The following is a 14,645-nucleotide window of genomic DNA, read 5'->3' on the forward strand; positions in this document are numbered from 1 at the left end:
CGCAGACCGTGCGAAAGTGATGAGCTTTCGCTGCGGTATGATGCGCGCCATCAACCGAGTGCTGCAACGATGCCTTTCATGGTCAGGGGGTTCGACCCGGTTCTTTGCGATGACGACAGGCCAGACATAGGAACAGCCCGTCGCGACTGTCGTATTATATAGCACGCCTGTAACAAAATTGCCAGAGGCCAGCGGTGCGTTTATCGCAACCCCAGCCTCTGGCAGCAAAATTTTATCGTTCGGGCATCCGAAAATGCCTTCCGGGGGTGATTCGCCGCCCGGGTATATTCTCTTAGTCGCCTTCGCCCGGCGCTTCGGAGAACAGCTTTTCGAACTTGCCTTCCACGCCCTTGAATTCGTCGGCGTCGGCGGGCGAATCCTTCTTGGTGGTGATGTTGGGCCATTCGGCGCTGTACTTGGTGTTCAGCTCGAGCCACTGCTCCAGCCCGCTTTCGGTGTCGGGCAGAATGGCTTCGGCCGGGCATTCCGGTTCGCAAACGCCGCAATCGATGCATTCGCTCGGATTGATCACCAGCATGTTTTCGCCTTCGTAAAAGGCGTCAACCGGGCAGACTTCCACGCAATCCATGTATTTGCAGCGGATGCAGGCGTCGGTAACGACATAGGTCATGGCTGCAAATCCCCTTTCGATGAAGAACAAACTTTCCCCGCTGCTAGTGGGGAAGGGCGTGTCTCGTCAAGCACCTCATAACAGCTTTGTGCTTCATTTGCCGGTCCGCGCCGGTTTGGCATGTCGATAAGGCGGATGATCCGCACCCCCGAAGGCACCGGCAGCACCAGCACATCGCCTACCGCGACCGAGGCCGAACAGCGTTCGATGCGCTGACCATTGCGGCGGATATGGCCGGCTTCGACCCACTCCTGCGCCAGCCCTCGCGTTTTGGCCAGACGTAGAAACCACAGGAGTTTGTCGATCCGCATCCCTAGGCCACCAGCGAGGCCAGAGCGGCAAAGGGGCTGTCGGAATCCATGGCGGCGTGCTGACGGGTCGATGCTTCGGCCTCGCGCCGGGGCGGCTGCCAGCGCCAGACCAGCGGCGCGGGCGGCCCATAGACCTCTGCAGGCAGCACGCGCGGCATGATCGGGCGAAATCCGCCCAGCCGCAGCAGATGGGCATAGGCGCGCGTCGAAAGCCCGATCTTCACCGCTTCGGCCGGATCGAGAGAAAAGCTGGCCTTTCCGCCCTTTCCGCCCGCCGCCTTGCGCCGCCCATGGGCCTCGCGCAGCAGCCGGTCGGCCCGGTCGATGCGCAGCGCCTCCTGACCCAACCGGCGATAGAAGCGCGGCACCGGCTTTTCGCTCAGCTTGACCACCGGGGCCATGGGCTGGGCGATAATGCCCTTTGCCCCCACCGCCGATTGCCACAGGATCAGCGGCGCGGCCTTGACCATCGCGGGATGAAACAGATCGAGCGGCCCGATCCGCACACCCAGCCTGCGCAACACATCGCGCTGGGGCGGGGAGAGCTTTTCCACCCCCGAGGCGGCACGATCAACCATCCCGCCCCCCTCGATCATGCGGATGAGCAGCGCGCGCAGGTCCGACCCGCTCTCGGGATCAAGGCTGGCCGCCTCCATCGCGGCCAGCGGAGCCAGCGGTTTCCACCGCCGCGCCAGCCATTGCCCCAGCGCTGCGATCAGATCGGCGCGCAAGGGGGCGGCAAGCCGGTCGAGCAAGGGTGCGGGGCTGAGCGTGGGGTTGAGCAGCGCCCGCCCCCGCGCGATCCGCGCCAGAGGATGGCCATGCCAGACGATGCTCTCGCCCTGCATATCCACATCGGCCTCGCCCGCCTCCAGCGCCGCAATCAATTCGCCCGCGCGCCGGGCCAGCAGATCGGGCAGATGCTTTTCCGCCGCCGCCTGAAGCAGTCGGGCATCCTCATGCCGGGCCGAAGGATCAACCCGAAAAACAAAGCCGCTCAGCGTGCCGATCTTCTCGCCCTCAACCAGCACATCGTCGCCCTCCATCGTCACCGAGAGCAGGCCCGCATCCGGCCCCAGCTTGCGCATCAAAACGGTGGTGCGTCGGTTGACGAAACGCTCGGTCAGGCGGGCGTGCAAAGCATCGGACAGGCGCGATTCCACCTCGCGCGCGCGGGCCGCCATTTCCTCGCGCGCCAAAACCCAGTCGGGCCGCTGGCAAATATAAGACCACGAGCGCACCGCCGCGATCCGGCCCTGCAACGTGTCAATATCGCCCTGCGTGTTGTCGAGCTGGGCGATGGCGCGCGGCGCGGTGTCGGCGCCCAGCACCCCGTGGCGCAATTCCTCCCACAGGCGAGCGACAAAGCGTGCGTGAGTCTCGGCCCCCTGCTGGCGGAAATCGGGCAGCGAGCAGGCCTCCCAGAAGCGGCGCACCATGCCGGTGCCGCGCACGCCGGGTGCAATATCGGGATCCTCGGCCAGGCGTTTCAAGACCGCCAGATCGATGGCCGGCGGCGCAGCGATCAATTCGGCCTTGGCCGGGGGGCGTTCGAGCGAGTCGATCAGCCGCGCGACCGAATCGAAGGACAGATCGCTTTCACGCCAGAACAATTTGCTCAGCGGGGCAAAGCGGTGTTCCTCGATCGCGTAGATTTCTTCGTCGGTGAATTCCGCGTCATGGCCCCCGGTCCCGGCCAGCGTGCCAAAGGTGCCGTCGCGCTGATGCCGCCCCGCGCGCCCGGCGATCTGGGCCATTTCAGTGGGCAGCAACCGGCGCTGGCGCACCCCGTCATATTTCGACAGGCCCGCAAAAGCCACATGGGTGATGTCCAGGTTCAGCCCCATGCCGATGGCATCGGTGGCGACCAGATAATCGACCTCGCCCGATTGATAGAGGGCGACCTGGCGGTTGCGGGTTTCCGGGGACAGCGCGCCCATCACCACCGCCGCCCCGCCGCGAAACCGGCGCAGCATTTCGGCCACGGCGTAAACCTGCTCGGCGGAAAAGGCGACGATGGCGCTGCGCGGCGGCACGCGCGACAGCTTCTTCGCGCCCGAATGGCTGAGCGTGGAAAAGCGCGGGCGGCTGACGATCTCGGCCTCTGGCACCAGAGACTTGACCATCGGCTCCATCACCGAGGAGCCGAGCAGCATCGTCTCATCGCGCCCGCGCGCATGGAGCAGGCGGTCGGTGAAAATATGCCCGCGATCCCGGTCGCCGCACAATTGGATCTCGTCGATGGCGACAAAGGACAGGTCGGTGAAACGGGCGCTGTCTCGTTTGGGGCCGCCCTGCTTCGGCCCGCCGCGAACGGGCATTGCCTCGACGGTGCAGAGCAGCCAGCGCGCATTTGGCGGCTCGATCCGCTCCTCGCCGGTGATCAGCGCGACATGCTCCGCACCCTTGATCGCGCAGACTTTTTCATAAACTTCACGCGCCAGCAGACGCAGCGGAAAGCCGATGGCGCCAGAGGAATGGGCGCAAAGCCGCTCGATGGCCAGATGGGTCTTGCCGGTGTTGGTGGGGCCAAGCACGGCCTTTACCCGGCCATCGTGGGATTGTTGCGGGCGAAGCGAAGCGCGCAAGTTGGGGGTGTGAACCATTGCACGATGAATGTGGCAAAGCGCGCGGGGCCCTGCAAGGGGCGCTTTGTCGCATTCAGGGGTCAATGGACCAAAAGACCACAGATTTAGCGATGGATTAACCCTCTTGCGGCAGGGAGGGATGCGTAGAAATCTCCTTTGCAAAGGCCATCATGGCAAGCCGCGCTTTTTCCACCCCTGTCGTCTTGCCGTCGGCTCTGGCCGCGCGGATGAAGGGGGCCTTGCGCGGTTTCGATTTCGCCACTGATCTGGCCGAGGAGATCGGCACGGCGCGCTGGTATCGCGGGCTGGGGGTGATGCTGGGCGGGATCGGGCTGGCGCTGGCCTTGTGGCCGGGCATTGCGGCGGGGCCGACGATCCAATCGCAGCCGATGGACGCCACCGCGCGCGAGGAATGGCGCAGCCAGACCGTGCAGCCGCTGCTCTATGGCGGCGATACCGGGCAAAGAATGGGGCCGACCGCTCGCCTTGTCCCGCTGGCGCAGGCGCCCGAAAGGCCCAGCATCGACCTGTCGGTGATGCTGGCGCAGGAGGATAGCGTCGAGGCCATGCTGGGCCGCGCCGGGGTTTCGGCCGATGATGTCGGCGCGGTGCGTAGCGCGTTGGCCTCGGCGGGCGTGCTGGACGAGATTGCGCCCGGCACGCGCTTTGCCCTGCATCTGGGCCGCGCCGCCGCGCCGGACAGGCCGCGCCCGCTCGAAAGCCTTTCGCTGCGCGCGCGTTTCGATCTCGATCTGACTTTGACACGTTCTGGGACCCGTTCGGCGGACGGCTTTGCTGTGGTCCGCCATGTTCTGCCGGTCGATTCAACGCCGCTGCGCATCCGCGGCGTGGCTGGGGCCAGCGTCTATCGCGCGGCGCGGGCGGCGGGTGCGCCGATGAAGGCGATCCAGCAATTCCTGGCCGCCATCGACGCGCATCTCAGCCTTGATGAGGTCCATCAGGGCGATGTGTTCGACATGGTGGTCGATTATAAACGCGCGCCCGATGGTCAGGTCGAGGTGGGCGATCTGCAATATGCCTCGATCGAATCGCATGGGCGAATGGCCAAGCAATTGCTGCGCTGGGGCAAGGGCCGCGATGCGCAATTCTATGACGCCTCCGACATGGCCGAACAACGCGCAACACAGGCGCTGGTAATGCCGGTTGCGGGCGCGCGGATCAGTTCGGGCTTTGGTCTGCGGCTGCATCCGATCCTTGGCTTTGCGCGGATGCATGCGGGCACAGACCTTGCTGCGCCATGGGGCGCGCCGGTCTATGCGGTGGCCGATGCACTGGTCAATTTCGTCGGGCCGCATGGGGGGCATGGCAATTACATTCGGCTCGATCATGGCGGGGCGGTGTCCACCGGCTATGGCCATCTTTCCCGCTTTGCCGTGTCGCCTGGGATGCGGGTGCGCGCGGGGCAGGTGATCGGCTATGTCGGTTCGACCGGCCTGTCGACCGGCGCGCATCTGCATTATGAAGTGTTTCGCGGCGGGGCGGCGGTCGATCCGATGTCGGTGGGCTTTACCGTGCGCGCCGGGGTGGACCGGGCCGAGCTGGCCGCGTTTCGCGCGCGTCTGGCGGCTGTGCTTCACGTGAAACCTTCTGAGGCGCTTGGCCAAATTGGGGGGCCAATGGGCGCGCATATGGCGATGGGATCGGTTCCCCACGCGACCTATTGATTGGCGTCAAAGCCCGACAGGCTGGCGCATGGCAGCGAGGTTTGATAGACCCCCCTGCATAAGGATTGCCCCCGTGAGTGATGAAGCCGACCAGACCGAAGGCGAACAGGTTGCCCGCAAGACGCCCTATGAGCGGCTGGGCGGGCGCGAGGTGATCGCGGCGATCACCAATCGTTTCTATGATCTGATGGAGGGCGATCCGGCCTATGCGGCGTTGCGCGCGATGCATGCCGCCGATTTGGGGCCGATGCGCGAAAGTCTGGCGGGCTTTCTGACCGGATGGTCGGGTGGGCCGCGCGACTGGTTCGCTTCGGGAAAATGCATGATGAGCATGCATCGCGGATTGCCCATCGCCCGCGAAACCGCCGATCAATGGGCCGCCGCCATGCGCCGCGCGATTGCCGATGTGGCCCCGGCGGACAAAGTGATGGCCGATGCCATGGCGGGCGTGCTTGAGGAAATCGCCGGTTCGATGGTGCCCGTTGAGGCATCAGCGGACTGAATGCACAGGCTCGACCGCTCCCGACGCAACCTTGCCATCGCGCTTTCGGCGCTGGCGGGTTTTGTCGATGCCAGCGGGTTTGTCGCCAATGGCGGCTATTTCATCTCCTTCATGTCGGGCAATTCGACGCGCATGGCGGTCGATCTGGCCAGCGATATGCGCCGCGCGCTGGTGCCGGCGGGGCTGATTCTGGGCTTTGTGCTGGGTGTGGCGCTGGGCACGGCGGTGGCGGCGCGTTCGGGGCCGTGGCGCAAGGTGGCGGTGCTGGGGATGGTCTGCGCCTTGCTGGCGGTCGGGGCCGTCGGGCATGGCACGGTGATTGCGCAAGGGGCGCTGGTGCTGGCGATGGGGGCCTTGAACGCCACGTTTCAGCGTGAGGGCGAGGGCACTCTGGCGCTGACCTATGTGACCGGGGCGTTGGTGAAAGCTGGCCAAGCCTTGGGCGGACAGAAGGTGCCGGGGGCAGGCGCCGGGCTGGCGCTATGGCTGGGTCTGGTGCTGGGGGGCCTTGGCGGCGCGGCCATGGGGCTGCATCATCCAGAGGCCGGCCTGTGGCTGGGCGCGGCATGGGCTGCCGTTGCCACATTGGCCGCCATTCGCATCACGCGGCCCTAGGCCGCAGGCCGAATCACGCGGCAATAGAGAGCAGCTTTTCCCGCGAAGTTGCCCCGCGCAGCAAGGTCACCCGGCTCGACCCCATGCCCAGCGCCTGCGCCACCAGTTCGATCACCGCTTCGGTCGCCTTGCCGTCCTCAGGCTTGGCGCGGACCTTGACCAGCAGGCGGCCCTCGACAATCTCCAGACCCTCGCTGCGCGCGCCCGGCGTCACCTTGACCGCCAGCCTGCCCTCGCCATCGACCAGCGCGCGGATGGCCTCGGGCGCGGGCAGGGCGACTTTAGGCCGCGCCATGCAGCAGCATATCGTCCAGCGCCGCCTTATGCTCGCGCCCGTTGCGGACATAGGCGGCCACGCCGCGCTGCATGTCGGCCAATTGGGCATCGTCCAGCTCGCGCGCATAGCGGGCCGGTTGGCCGATCCACATCTGACGGCTGGGAATGCGCTTGCCGGGGCTGAGCAGCCCGCCTGCGGCCAGCATCGCATCCTCTTCGACCACGCAGCCATCCATGACAATCGCGCCCAGCCCGACGAACGAGCGGTCCATCAGCGTGCAGCCATGCACCATAGCCATATGGCCGATCAGCACATCTTCGCCGATGACGGTGGGGAAACCATCGTGCATGCCCGGTTTGGGGCTGTCGCAATGGACCACGCTGCCGTCCTGAATATTGCTGCGCGCGCCGATGCGAATCGAATTGGCATCGCCGCGAATCACGCAATTGTACCAGATGCTGACGTCAGGCCCGATTTCGACATTGCCGATAATCCTGCAACCTGGTGCAATAAAAGCACTTTCATGGATGCGGGGCCAGATGCCCTTGAACGGGGCGATGGTAACGTCTGAACGCATGGTGTCCTCTCAGCTCTTCGGCCGTGCAATGCGATAGAGAACATGGGGACGCAAGCGATCAGTTTCCAGAAGGGCGGGGTGATCGAAATCTTCATGCGGGGCATAGGCCATGCCGATCCGCTCCATCAGCGCCCGGCTTTTGGCATTTTCGCGCGTGGTGATGGCAACGATGGTGGGCATGGTGCGATGCGCCCAAGCCCAGTCCAGCACCGCGCGGGCGCTTTCCGTGCCAAACCCTTGCCCCCATGCGGCGCGGGCCAGACGCCAGCCAATCTCATATTCGGCCAGCGGCGCGCGGGGCGGACAAAATCCGCACATGCCAAGGAATTGCCCATCGCCGTGCCGCTCCCCCCGCCGCTCCATCACCCAGAAGGTGTGGCCATGCTCGGTCTGCATGGCCATCATCCGGTCGATCATCGCATCGCTGCCCTCGCGGGTGAGCGGGGGGGAGGTAGCGCATGACTTCGGGGTCCTGCGCCATGGCCCATGCGGCATCGCGGTCGCGATCCTCCCACGGGCGCAGGATCAGCCTCTCGGTGATGATGGGCAATTTATCCATTCATCAGGCGCGCCGCGTGCAGCGCATGATAGGTCAGCACCCCGCTGCATCCCGCTCGCTTGAAGGCCAACAGCGTTTCCAGCACCATCGTGTCGCGATCCGCCGCGCCTGCGGCCACGGCGGCCTCGATCATCGCATATTCGCCGCTCACCTGATAGGCAAAGACCGGCACGCCGAATTGCTGCTTCACCCGGATCGCGATGTCCAGATAGGGCAGGCCGGGCTTGACCATCACGCTGTCGGCGCCCTCGGCCAGATCGACGGCGACCTCGCGCAGGGCTTCCTCGGCATTGGCCGGGTCCATCTGATAGGTCTTCTTGTTGCCCTTCAGCAGCCCGCGCGACCCCACCGCATCGCGGAACGGGCCATAGAAGGCGCTGGCATATTTGGCGGCATAGGACATGATCTGGACGTTATGGTGGTTTTCGGCCTCCAGTGCGGCGCGGATCGTGCCGATGCGGCCATCCATCATGTCCGACGGGGCGATGATGTCGGCCCCTGCGGCGGCCTGATTGAGCGACTGGCCCACCAGCACATCAACCGTGGCGTCATTCAGCACATAGCCCGCATCGTCGATCAGCCCGTCCTGACCATGGCTGGTATAGGGATCGAGCGCGACATCGGTGAGCACGCCAATATCATCGCCGCAGGCTTCCTTGATCGCGCGGATGGCGCGGCACATCAGATTGTCGGGGTTGAGCGCCTCGGCGCCATCCTCGCTGCGGCGTTCGGCCTGCGTATTGGGGAAGAGCGCCAGCACCGGGATGCCCTGCGCCACGGCCTCTTTCGCGCGCGCCACGATGCCGTCCACGCTCCAGCGCGAAACGCCCGGCAGCGAGGGGATCGGTTCTTCCACGCCTTGCCCCTCGGTGACGAACAGGGGCCAGATCAGATCGGCAGGGGTCAGGATGTTTTCGCGGTGAAGCGCGCGCGACCAGCCGGTGGCTCGGGTGCGGCGCAGGCGAAGCGCCGGAAAGGGCGCGGGGATGGTCTGGGTCATGGCCGCAGGGTCTAAACCCGTTGCCGCTTGACGAAAAGGGTCAATTGAAGGGCGGGACGTTTTGCCCCACCCTTCAATCCTTTGATTTATCGTCTTATTCGCTCTCGCCCTCATTCTCGCCGCCGTTTTCGGACGGCTCGGATGCGGCGCTCGACTTCTTCTTGCCCTTGGGCGTCTTTTTCGCGTCCAGTTTGGGCGCGGCCGGCACGAGCAGGAAGGTCAGCTCGCTCTTGCCGTCCTCGCCTTCCTTGACCGTGACATTGACCTCGCCGCCATGGGCCAGCTTGCCGAACAACAGTTCCTCGGCCAGCGGTTGCTTGACCTTGTCCTGTATCAAGCGCGACATCGGCCGCGCGCCATAGAGCCGGTCATAGCCGCGATCACCCAGCCATTCGCGCGCCGAAGCGTCGAACTGGATATGAACGTTCTGATCGGCCAGTTGCAGTTCGAGCTGGAGGATGAACTTGTCCACCACGCGGCTGACCACTTCCTTGCCCAGATAGGCAAAGGGCACGATGGCATCCAGACGGTTGCGGAATTCAGGCGTGAAGAGGTTGCGCACCGCTTCCTCGCCCGCATCCGCCTTGGAGATGTCGCCAAAGCCGATGCCGCTGCGCGCCATGTCGGACGCGCCCGCGTTGGTGGTCATGATCAGGATCACGTTGCGGAAATCGACCGTCTTGCCGTGGTGATCGGTCAGGCGGCCATTGTCCATCACCTGAAGCAGGATGTTGAACAGATCCGGGTGGGCCTTTTCGATTTCGTCGAGCAGCAGCACGCAATGGGGCTGTTGATCGATGGCATCGGTGAGCAGACCGCCCTGATCGAAGCCGACATAGCCCGGAGGGGCGCCGATCAGGCGCGACACCGAATGGCGCTCCATATATTCCGACATGTCGAAACGCTGGAGCGGGATGCCCATGATTTCCGACAGGCGTTTGGCCACCTCGGTCTTGCCGACACCCGTGGGGCCGGAGAAGAGGAAGCAGCCGATCGGCTTGTCGGGATCGCGCAGGCCCGCCCGGCTCAGCTTCATGGCCGAGGAGAGCACTTCGATGGCCTTGTCCTGGCCAAACACCTGACGCTTGAGATCGCGTTCCAGATGGCCCAGCACCGCGCGGTCGTCCTTGCTGACCGACTTGGGCGGGATGCGCGCCATCGTCGCGATCACGGCCTCGATCTCGCGTTCGGTGATGGTCTTTTTGCGCTTGGACGGCGGCACCAGCATCTGCATCGCGCCCACTTCGTCGATCACGTCGATCGCCTTGTCGGGCAGCTTGCGGTCGTTGATGTAACGCGCCGACAGCTCCACCGCCGACTTGATCGCGCCGGGGGTGTATTTCACCTTGTGGTGATCCTCGAACGCGGTGCGCAGACCTTTGAGGATCTTGATCGTATCCTCAACGCTCGGCTCGTTCACATCGATCTTCTGGAACCGGCGCAGCAGGGCGCGGTCCTTTTCGAAGTGATTGCGGAACTCCTTATAGGTCGTCGAGCCGATGCAGCGGATCGAGCCGCCCGAGAGCGCGGGCTTGAGCAGATTGGACGCATCCATCGCCCCGCCGCTGGTCGCGCCCGCGCCGATGACGGTGTGGATTTCGTCGATGAAGAGGATCGCGTGCGGCATCTTTTCCAGTTCGGAAACGACCTGCTTCAACCGTTCTTCAAAATCGCCGCGATAGCGCGTGCCGGCCAGCAGCGAACCCATGTCGAGCGAATAGATCACCGCATTGGCCAGCACCTCGGGCACTTCGCCCTCGACGATCTTGCGCGCAAGGCCCTCGGCAATCGCCGTCTTGCCCACGCCCGGGTCGCCCACATAGAGCGGGTTGTTCTTGGACCGGCGGCACAGGATCTGGATCGTGCGGTCCACCTCGGGCCCGCGCCCGATCAGCGGATCAACCTTGCCGCCCAGCGCCTTTTCATTGAGGTTGACGCAGAACTGATCGAGCGCCGAATCCTTCTTGTTGGCGTTGCTGGAAGACTTGGTTTCCTGCTTTTCTTCCTGACGCGGTTCTTCGGCCTCGGCTCCCTTGGGGCTCTTGTCCTCGATCTTCTTGCCGCCCTTGCCGATGCCGTGGCTGATAAAGCTGACAGCATCCAGACGGCTCATATCCTGCTGTTGCAGGAAATAGACCGCATAGGAATCGCGCTCGGAAAACAGCGCGACCAGCACATTGGCGCCGGTGACCGTATCCTTGCCGCTGGACTGAACATGCAGGATGGCGCGCTGGATCACGCGCTGGAAACCGGCGGTCGGGGCCGGATCGCCCTTTTCCTTGGTCTTCAGGCTCTGATATTCCTGATCCAGATATTGCTTCACCGCCTCGGCCAGATCGCCCAGATCCACACCGCAGGCAATCATCACCTGCGACGCATCGGGATCGTCGATCAACGCCAGCAGGAGATGCTCCAGCGTTGCATATTCATGGCTGCGCTCCGACGCCTGACTCAGCGCGGCGTGGAGGGTCTTTTCGAGACTTTGGGCGAAACTGGGCATCGGTCGCGCTTTCGCTACTAAGAGGGCTGGGGGCTGGGGGCTGGAGGGCAGGGAGGGGCGAAGGGGCCGGGAGGATGTCCCGGAAAAATATGGGGCAACAGGTTTGATGAAGCCTATATGGCGATCCCCGGGACAATTACGAGGGGGGGCGCTGCGAGGGAGCGGGCGCATCAGCTTGCCTCACCCGATGATGCGGGCGACCGGAACAGGGCCTCTGCGGCAAGACGGCTGGTTGCGCTGCGCGCCTTATGTGCCCGCACCCGCTCGATCTCGTTTTCCAGCAGCTTTACCCGCGCATCCAGTTCATCGACCGAATAGGGATCAAGGCTCTCTGAAGCCAGAGAGGCGGCGGCGTCCTTACGACCGCTTGCCAAGGCATGGGGGCGATCTTCATCTTCCATAGATCGAGAGCATCGGACTGCTTTCGCTTGCTGTCAACAGGGTGCGCGGTTAGAGATTACAGTTAAATTGAGTGTATTGCAGCATTGCGGGGCAATCATGGGGTCTGTGCTTCCCGAATTTATGAAGGCGGTGACGTTCGATCAGCCGGGTCCGGCTCAGGTTCTGACGGTCTCGGACCTGGTTGTACCCATGCCTGCGGCGGGGCAGGTTTTGATCAAGGTGGCCGCTGCCGGGGTCAATCGCCCCGATGTGATTCAACGCCTTGGCCAATATCCCGCGCCCAAGGGGCATTCGCCGATTCTCGGGCTTGAGGTTGCCGGCGAGGTGGTTGCGCTGGGGGCCGGGGCCGATCCGGCGCTGCTGGGCCAGAACGTCTGTGCACTGGTCAACGGCGGGGGATACGCACAATACTGTATTGCCGAGGCGGGCATTTGCCTTCCCGTGCCCGACGGCCTCTCGATGGTCGAGGCGGCGGCCATTCCGGAAACCCTGTTCACTGTTTGGCACAATGTGTTCGAACGCGGCTGGGCTAGCGATGGCGAGCGGGTGCTGGTCCATGGCGGCACCAGCGGGATCGGCACGATGGCGATCACGCTGGGCAAGGCGTTCGGGCTGGAGGTGATCGTCACTTGCGGCAGCGACGAGAAATGCGAGCGCGCGCTCGAACTGGGCGCGGCCCATGCGATCAATTACCGCAGCCATGATTTCGTCGAAGAGGTCAAACGCATCAGCAATGGCGAAGGCGTGCATCTGGTGCTGGACATGGTGGCGGGCGATTATGTCGCGCGCAATATGAAGTGTCTGGCCGATGATGGCCGCCATGTCACCATCGCGGTGCAGGGCGGGGCCAAGGCCGATGTGCCGATGTGGCAGGTTATGGCGCGCCGCCTGACGTTGACGGGTTCGACGCTGCGCGCGCGGTCCAATGCGTTCAAGGTGCTGCTGGCGCAGGAAATCGCCGCCAATGTCTGGCCGCTGGTCGATGAGGGCGAGGTTCGCCCGGTGATGGCGCGCACCTATCGGCTGGAACAGGCGGCGCAGGCCCATGCGCAGATGGAATCGGGCGATCTGGTCGGCAAGATTGTGCTGGAGGTGGTATGAGCTATCCGTTGCTGCGCCTTTGCGATGATCGGGCCTGGGTTGAAATCCGAAAGGGGCGCGGTGCAGTCACCTGGAACGATATGGAGCGCGTCTTTGAAGGCGCCGCCAAAGCAGGGCAGGAATGGCGCGGCGATGAGGGCGGCAAGCTCTCGGGGCGTTGCTGCATTTCGTCCTCGCATGTCGATTCCACGCTCAGCCTGCCCTATGCCGTGCATGGGCAGGACGGGGTGAATGTCGGGCAGGCCGTCGAACTGGCCTTTCCCGATGACATGATCTGGAAGGCGTCGCTGCATGGACAGGCCTTTGTCCTGCATGAAGATCCGATTTCGGCCAATTGCTACAAGATCCGGCTGACGGCGGCCCTGCTGGGCCTGCCTTTGTCGCGGCGGGCCTATGATATCCGCAAAGGCGAGACGCGGACCCCCGAATTCCTTGCGCGGGTCAATGCCAATGGCCGCATCCCTGTGCTGGAAATCGCCGGGGCCAGCGGCATCCGCTTTCTGCCCGAAAGCAATGCGGCATGCTGGTATCTGGCCAGCGGTTCGCGCCTGATCCCGACCGACCGGTTTGCGCAGGCCGACATGCTGCGCTGGATGTTCTTTGAACAGTATAATCACGAACCCAATGTCGCGACGCTGCGCTTCTGGCTGGCCTATATTGGCGAAGAGAATCTGAGCGATGCGCAGAAGGGGCAGTTGGACGCCAAGCGCAACGCGGGCGAGGCGGCGCTGCGGCTGATGGACGAACATCTGGCGGCCCATGACTGGTTCGTGGGCGATGGCGTCTCGCTGGCCGACATCGCGCTCTTTGCCTATACCCACGTGGCCGAGGAAGGTCGCTTCGTTCTGGATGATTTTCCCGCGATCAAACGCTGGATCAGCCGGATTGAGGCCCTGCCGGGCTTTGTCGCGCTGAATTAACGGCGCAAATCCGCGCAATTTTGCGGCAAAACGCTTGCCCAGAATCAATCCCGCGCTTATGGGGAAAAGGTTAGGCCGCTCCGTGAAGGGGCGGCCCTTCTATTTTGTGCCCGGTTTTGGTGGGTTTTTCCCGCCTCAAACACGCTCGGAGATGACCCGTGACCCAGCCCACCCCGCTGATGCCGCATGCAACGGCCTCGTGGCTTGTCGACAATACCGCGCTCACGTTTGAGCAGATCGCAGACTTCTGCGGACTGCACATTCTTGAAGTGCAGGCGATGGCCGACGATCTGACCAGCGCCAAGTATATGGGCCGCGATCCGCTGCGCGCGGGCGAGTTGACCGCCATCGAAATCGAACGCGGCCAGAACGACCCCAACTATCGCCTGAAAATGTTCAAGGCGCCCGTCACTGTCAGCCGCACCAAGGGCCCGCGCTATACGCCCGTGTCCAAGCGCCAGGACAAGCCCGACGGCATCGCCTGGATCCTGCGCAACCATCCCGAAGTGTCGGACGCCCAGATCAGCAAGCTGATCGGCACCACCCGCACCACCATCGCCGCGATCCGCGACCGCAGCCACTGGAACATCGGCAACATCACCGCCAAGGATCCCGTGACGCTGGGCCTGTGCTCGCAGCGCGAACTGGACGCGATGGTGGCCAAGGCCGCCAAGGGCCGCAGCGCTGAGGATGACGAAGCCGACGTCCAGCGTCTGGGCAGCGACCGCGACGCGCTGATCGAAGAACTGCGCGCCGCCCGCGAAGCCCAAGCCAAGGCCGCCAGCGAAGCCGCGCAGGAAGCCGAAGCCGCCGCATGGCTCGCCGCCAAGCGCGCTGCCGAGGCCGAGGGTCGCGAATAAGCGCTTCGGTTTATTGTTGTGAAAAGGGGGCTGCCTTTGGGTGGCCCTTTTTTTGTTTTTTTGAGGGGAAGGGGTGCCTCCGGCGGGCAAAGGGCGGGCGCCCTTTGCAATCCTGTT

14 protein-coding genes and 1 pseudogene are annotated in these 14,645 nt (G+C 64.2%); 6 read left to right on the plus strand and 9 right to left on the minus strand.

From position 1 onward, the window contains the following. Positions 1–292: 292 nt before the first annotated feature. The 3 genes from fdxA to FHW96_RS08055 are packed head-to-tail and all read right to left on the minus strand — an operon-like array spanning position 293 to position 3,530. Entirely contained in the window at positions 293–631 is a 339-nt protein-coding gene (fdxA, locus tag FHW96_RS08045; RefSeq protein ID WP_172340052.1) for a ferredoxin FdxA, read from the minus strand. After that, the gene (locus tag FHW96_RS08050; protein WP_172340053.1) at positions 628–942 is read right to left on the minus strand and encodes an RNA-binding S4 domain-containing protein; all 315 of its coding nucleotides are present in this window, start codon (positions 940–942) and stop codon (positions 628–630) included. Before FHW96_RS08050 ends, fdxA begins: the two co-directional genes overlap by 4 nt. A gap of 2 nt (positions 943–944) precedes the next feature. Continuing rightward, positions 945–3,530: a helicase-related protein gene (locus FHW96_RS08055; RefSeq protein WP_253950818.1), complete on the minus strand. Its 2,586-nt coding sequence runs from the start codon at positions 3,528–3,530 to the stop codon at positions 945–947. Between the two features lie 170 nt (positions 3,531–3,700). Here FHW96_RS08055 and FHW96_RS08060 point away from each other — a divergent pair, with 170 nt between their 5' ends. The 3 genes from FHW96_RS08060 to FHW96_RS08070 all read left to right on the plus strand — a co-directional run bounded on the left by FHW96_RS08060 (position 3,701) and on the right by FHW96_RS08070 (position 6,332). Further along, positions 3,701–5,215 carry a M23 family metallopeptidase gene (locus FHW96_RS08060; RefSeq protein ID WP_172340055.1) on the plus strand — a complete coding sequence of 505 codons (1,515 nt, stop codon included), beginning with the start codon at positions 3,701–3,703 and terminating at the stop codon, positions 5,213–5,215. 73 nt (positions 5,216–5,288) lie between these two features. After that, positions 5,289–5,717, plus strand: coding sequence for a group II truncated hemoglobin (locus tag FHW96_RS08065; RefSeq protein WP_371815667.1), 429 nt, complete (start codon positions 5,289–5,291; stop codon positions 5,715–5,717). Continuing rightward, positions 5,718–6,332, plus strand: coding sequence for a YoaK family protein (locus FHW96_RS08070; RefSeq protein ID WP_172340057.1), 615 nt, complete (start codon positions 5,718–5,720; stop codon positions 6,330–6,332). Between the two features lie 13 nt (positions 6,333–6,345). Here the strand turns inward: FHW96_RS08070 and FHW96_RS08075 are convergent, their stop codons facing one another. The 6 genes and pseudogenes from FHW96_RS08075 to FHW96_RS08100 form a co-directional block, all read right to left on the minus strand. Beyond that, positions 6,346–6,627, minus strand: a complete 282-nt coding sequence (locus FHW96_RS08075; protein WP_172340058.1) for a DUF167 domain-containing protein — start codon at positions 6,625–6,627, stop codon at positions 6,346–6,348. After that, positions 6,614–7,186, minus strand: a complete 573-nt coding sequence (locus FHW96_RS08080) for a gamma carbonic anhydrase family protein (RefSeq protein WP_172340059.1) — start codon at positions 7,184–7,186, stop codon at positions 6,614–6,616. The genes FHW96_RS08075 and FHW96_RS08080 overlap by 14 nt, the downstream gene beginning before the upstream one ends. Positions 7,187–7,195: 9 nt before the next feature. Continuing rightward, positions 7,196–7,745 (minus strand): annotated as a pseudogene (locus tag FHW96_RS08085) (GNAT family N-acetyltransferase). Continuing rightward, complete coding sequence (gene hemB / locus FHW96_RS08090) at positions 7,738–8,745, minus strand: porphobilinogen synthase (protein ID WP_172340060.1); 1,008 nt, start codon at positions 8,743–8,745, stop codon at positions 7,738–7,740. Before hemB ends, FHW96_RS08085 begins: the two are co-directional and overlap by 8 nt. Before the next feature lie 94 nt (positions 8,746–8,839). Continuing rightward, entirely contained in the window at positions 8,840–11,245 is a 2,406-nt protein-coding gene (gene clpA / locus FHW96_RS08095) for an ATP-dependent Clp protease ATP-binding subunit ClpA (protein WP_253950820.1), read from the minus strand. A 170-nt stretch (positions 11,246–11,415) separates the two neighbouring features. After that, positions 11,416–11,646 carry a DUF1192 domain-containing protein gene (locus FHW96_RS08100; protein ID WP_172340061.1) on the minus strand — a complete coding sequence of 77 codons (231 nt, stop codon included), beginning with the start codon at positions 11,644–11,646 and terminating at the stop codon, positions 11,416–11,418. A gap of 97 nt (positions 11,647–11,743) precedes the next feature. Here FHW96_RS08100 and FHW96_RS08105 point away from each other — a divergent pair, with 97 nt between their 5' ends. The 3 genes from FHW96_RS08105 (at position 11,744) to FHW96_RS08115 (ending at position 14,528) form a co-directional block, all read left to right on the plus strand. After that, the gene (locus tag FHW96_RS08105) at positions 11,744–12,748 is read left to right on the plus strand and encodes an NAD(P)H-quinone oxidoreductase (protein WP_172340062.1); all 1,005 of its coding nucleotides are present in this window, start codon (positions 11,744–11,746) and stop codon (positions 12,746–12,748) included. A 269-nt stretch (positions 12,749–13,017) separates the two neighbouring features. Continuing rightward, entirely contained in the window at positions 13,018–13,668 is a 651-nt protein-coding gene (locus FHW96_RS08110) for a glutathione S-transferase family protein (RefSeq protein ID WP_172340264.1), read from the plus strand. 158 nt (positions 13,669–13,826) lie between these two features. Beyond that, positions 13,827–14,528 (plus strand): DUF1013 domain-containing protein, encoded by a 702-nt coding sequence (locus FHW96_RS08115; RefSeq protein ID WP_168603213.1) that lies wholly within the window; start codon positions 13,827–13,829, stop codon positions 14,526–14,528. The last annotated feature ends 117 nt before the right edge of the window (positions 14,529–14,645 follow it).

Origin of the sequence: Novosphingobium sp. SG751A, assembly GCF_013149295.1 — a bacterium.
Taxonomy (GTDB): Bacteria; Pseudomonadota; Alphaproteobacteria; order Sphingomonadales; family Sphingomonadaceae; genus Novosphingobium.

Bases quoted from the DNA above. Each gene is read 5' to 3' on its own strand.
- FHW96_RS08075 (WP_172340058.1), bottom strand. From the start codon at position 6,627: ATGGCGCGGCCTAAAGTCGCCCTGCCCGCGCCCGAGGCCATCCGCGCG.
- FHW96_RS08070 (WP_172340057.1), top strand. From the start codon at position 5,718: ATGCACAGGCTCGACCGCTCCCGACGCAACCTTGCCATCGCGCTTTCG.
- FHW96_RS08110 (WP_172340264.1), top strand. From the start codon at position 13,018: ATGATCTGGAAGGCGTCGCTGCATGGACAGGCCTTTGTCCTGCATGAA.
- clpA (WP_253950820.1), bottom strand. From the start codon at position 11,245: ATGCCCAGTTTCGCCCAAAGTCTCGAAAAGACCCTCCACGCCGCGCTG.
- FHW96_RS08050 (WP_172340053.1), bottom strand. From the start codon at position 942: ATGCGGATCGACAAACTCCTGTGGTTTCTACGTCTGGCCAAAACGCGA.
- FHW96_RS08060 (WP_172340055.1), top strand. From the start codon at position 3,701: ATGGCAAGCCGCGCTTTTTCCACCCCTGTCGTCTTGCCGTCGGCTCTG.
- FHW96_RS08100 (WP_172340061.1), bottom strand. From the start codon at position 11,646: ATGGAAGATGAAGATCGCCCCCATGCCTTGGCAAGCGGTCGTAAGGAC.
- fdxA (WP_172340052.1), bottom strand. From the start codon at position 631: ATGACCTATGTCGTTACCGACGCCTGCATCCGCTGCAAATACATGGAT.
- FHW96_RS08105 (WP_172340062.1), top strand. From the start codon at position 11,744: ATGGGGTCTGTGCTTCCCGAATTTATGAAGGCGGTGACGTTCGATCAG.
- FHW96_RS08080 (WP_172340059.1), bottom strand. From the start codon at position 7,186: ATGCGTTCAGACGTTACCATCGCCCCGTTCAAGGGCATCTGGCCCCGC.
- hemB (WP_172340060.1), bottom strand. From the start codon at position 8,745: ATGACCCAGACCATCCCCGCGCCCTTTCCGGCGCTTCGCCTGCGCCGC.